Source organism: Pseudofrankia coriaricola, from assembly GCF_032027725.1.
Lineage (GTDB): Bacteria > Actinomycetota > Actinomycetes > Frankiales > Frankiaceae > Pseudofrankia.
The window spans coordinates 1-3,468 of sequence record NZ_JASNFO010000185.1; the positions used below are offsets into that span (position 1 = coordinate 1).

General features: G+C 68.5%; 2 protein-coding genes and 1 pseudogene. 1 reads left to right on the forward strand and 2 read right to left on the reverse strand.

Features of this window, described 5'->3' with window-relative positions:
- Positions 1–44: 44 nt before the first annotated feature.
- Positions 45–1,772 (reverse strand): IS1634 family transposase, encoded by a 1,728-nt coding sequence (locus QOZ89_RS46885; protein WP_312623741.1) that lies wholly within the window; start codon positions 1,770–1,772, stop codon positions 45–47.
- 256 nt (positions 1,773–2,028) lie between these two features.
- Here QOZ89_RS46885 and QOZ89_RS46890 point away from each other — a divergent pair, with 256 nt between their 5' ends.
- On the forward strand, positions 2,029–3,174 hold the full coding sequence (locus QOZ89_RS46890) for an FAD-binding oxidoreductase (RefSeq protein WP_312630380.1): 1,146 nt from the start codon (positions 2,029–2,031) through the stop codon (positions 3,172–3,174).
- Positions 3,175–3,180: 6 nt separating this feature from the next.
- On the opposite strand, the pseudogene QOZ89_RS46895 reads toward QOZ89_RS46890, so the two are convergent.
- Positions 3,181–3,468 (reverse strand): annotated as a pseudogene (locus QOZ89_RS46895) (IS1634 family transposase); the annotation flags it as partial.

Below are 3,468 nucleotides of genomic sequence, written 5' to 3' on the forward strand. Positions count from 1 at the left end.
CTGCGGGCTCGTGACTTGCGGGTTCGCGGCAGCCATTGATCGTCTTACTGACTACCAACGGTCTTGGAGATAGGCGCGCCGATTAGCTGGAAGACCTTTCTCTGGGTTTCGGTGGCGTTCGTGAGTAGCTGAAGGCTGCCGCCGCCGCTGATGCGGATCTCGTCGCGGGTCAGGGTGGCCAGGTGCGCGAGGAGGCCCTGGAAGCTGTAAAGAGGCGTTCCGTCGGGCTGTTCCTTGCGTGTGGATTTCCGGTTGGCGGCCTCGGAACGGAGAGCGGGCGCGACCGGGTCGGTGCGGCCTGGCGGCTCCTCGTCCGTGAAGGTGAGGGGGGCGAGCCGTTTCCTCAGGTGCCAGGTGATGTAGGCAGCGAGGGAGCAGATCAAGAGATGTGCGCGGACCCGGTTTTCCAGGTAGTGGTAGATCGGTCGCACCTGAAGGTCGGTCGTCTTGATCGTACGGAAGACTCGTTCGACCTGGGAGAGGTTCTTGTACGCGGTGACGATCTCGTCTCCGCGCATTCCGCTCGCGTGTTTCTCCTCGGCGCGGACGACGTAGATGCCGTCGAGCGCCGCCTCGGCGGCGATGCTCTCCTCCCGCCGGGCGATGGTGACATCGGCGTCCGTGATCGTGATCTCGAGGTGCTTCGCCATCTTCCGCCTGTGGACAATCTTCCCGATCTTCATGCCGATGTCCGCGGCGCCGACGATCCGGCCTTCCGTGACGGCGGCGACGACTGGGGCGAGCGCCTTTTCGGTGGCATCGAGCAGTTCGTCACGCTTGCGGGCACGCTCGGCTGCCAGGAAAGGGTTCCGGCAGGCGATCAGCCGCTCTCCGGGAAATTTCGGGTGGCGGATCTCGGCGAGGTTGGTCTCGTCGAACAGGGTCGGCTGCAGCGGGCCGTCCACGGCCGCGAGCTGGGCGATCTGGGGCGCGCGCAGGGCGGTGATCCATCCCAGGTCGTCGGACTCGCGGAGCGCCCTGATACGCGCCGACGTGATCATCCCTCGATCGCCGACCATGATCACACTCTTCAGGTGGAACGTTTTCTGGACGGCGTGCACGGCTTCGATGAACGCGGACGGGTCGCCGGTGTTACCGGGGAAGACGCGTATCGCGACAGGCCGGCCGTCGGCGTCCGTGAGGACTCCGTACTCGATCTGCTCGAGCCCGCGACGGCCGTCACGGGAATAGCCATGGGACGCCAGCGGGCAGCAGTGCCCTTCCATCCAGGACGACGACAGGTCGAAAAGAACCTGGCCGCCGTCGACGAGATGCCGGCCCACGAGTTGCCTTTCGATGTCGTCCTGCCGGTGTAGCAGCCAGTCCATGGCGGCATAGATCTCGTCGGTCGACGCCGTGTCTATCCCCAGGTCCGCGCCGAGCGTGTTGTCGGACCACCAGGATCTGGTGGCGAGCTTCGAACCGGGCTGGATAATCCGGGCGACAATCAGCGCTAGGGCGATATCCCGCTGTCGCCCAGCCGGCCCCAGCAGTGCCGGCAGGCCGAGCTGCCGGGCGACCGTCATGACCGCGGCGACATTGCCGTGCTGAAGAGACCGAGCGATCTCGACATCTTTCTCGACATCGACCAGCGTCCGGCCCGCGAGCGCTTTCCTGAGCACGTCGATGGCCGCCGGCGGAAGGTGCGAGACGTTCGCAATGGTCTCGTTCTTGACCTTTCCGTCTTCCCGGAAGGTACGCCGCACCAGATGCGACACGTACTCCCGCGGCTCGCCGGCCGCGTTCGTCTGCCGACTGACAATCCGGTCCACGTGCATAGCACCCGTTTGCCTCGCCACGAGTCGATGATCCCATCCAGCAAGATCCCGATCAAGCAACCTACTGACTACACTTCGGACAACACAGGCCAAAGTGCCAGGCTGTGCGCGTAGCGATCTTCGAGCACTCGCAAGTTCGGTCTAGAGGGCCAAAGGGCGTGCGAAAATGATCTTCCTTCGCACGCCCGGCGGCCGTTGTCCCCAGGATCACTGACGGGACACAGCGGGGGCGGGAACTGGGAGGCGGACCGTGGGTGTGACGCTCGCCGAGCTCGCCGAGCTCGTGGACGCGCTGCCGGCGGGTGTCGTGGCGACGGATCCCGACCTGCTGGACAAGTACCGGCGGGACCGGGCGGCGGATCCCGACGCCGGGATTCCGCTCGCCGCGGTGCGGGCGGAGTCGACCGAACAGGTGCAGGTGGCGGTCCGCTGGGCGGCGCGGCACCGGGTGCCGGTGGTGCCACGCGGCACCGGCACCGGCCTGTCCGGCGGGTCGACGGCCGTGACCGGCGGCATCGTGCTCTCGACGGAGCGGATGCGGGCGGTCCACGTCGACCCGGTGACGAGGATCGCGGTCGCCCAGCCCGGGGCGCTGAACGCCGAGGTGAAGGGGGCGGCCGCCGAGCACGGGCTGTGGTACCCGCCGGACCCGTCGTCGTTCGAGATCTGCTCGATCGGCGGCAACGTGGCGACCAACGCGGGCGGCCTGTGCTGCGTGAAGTACGGGGTGACGACCGACTACGTGCTCGGCCTGCGGGTGGTGCTCGCCGATGGCACGGCGGTCCGGCTCGGCGGGCCGCGGCTCAAGGACGTCGCCGGCCTGTCGCTGACCAAGCTGTTCGTCGGCAGCGAGGGCACGCTCGGGATCATCACCGAGGCGACCCTGCGGCTGATGCCCGCTCAGCCGCCGGCGAGCACGCTGGTCGCGAGCTTCCCGACCATGGCGGCGGCCACGGCCGCGGTCCTGTCGATCACCTCGGCGCTGCGCCCGGCGATGCTCGAGCTCATGGACCGGACGTCGATCAACGCGGTCGAGGACATGCTGACCATGGGCCTGGACCGCGGCGCCGCGGCGCTGCTGCTCGCCCGCACGGACGCCCCCCACCGGGCCGGCGAGGAGGAGCTGCGGGCCATGGTCGCCGCGTGCGAGGCCGCCGGGGCGAGTGAGGTGCTCGCCACCGACGACCCGGACGAGGGCGAGGCGTTCGTCGTCGCCCGCCGCTGCGCGATCACGGCGATCGAGCGGCTCGGCCCGGTGCTGCTGGAGGACGTGGGTGTCCCGCTGCCCCGGCTGCCGGAGCTGGTGACGGGCGTCGAGGCGATCGCGGCAGCCCGCGACGTCACGATCGCGGTCGTCGCGCACGCCGGCGACGGCAACACCCACCCGCTGACCTGAGTTCGGTCATTTGGTTAGTGCCTTGCCCGTGAGGGCGTCGAGCAGGGTTCTCCGTTCGGGGTCGAGTTCGGGTGGGAAGGTCTGGGCGGCGCCGTTGATCGCGATGGTCGCGGAGCGGAGTGGGCGGAGCTGTCGGATGACGTTGCGGACCGCGAGGCCGGTGCGGTTCTGGATGGCGCGGGCGACGGCGAGCGCGGTGAACACGATGGTCAGGTGGGCTTCGATTGCGTCTTTGGTGCGTACGAACATGGGCCGGGCGGCGAGGTCGGTCTTGGACATCCGGAACGACTGCTC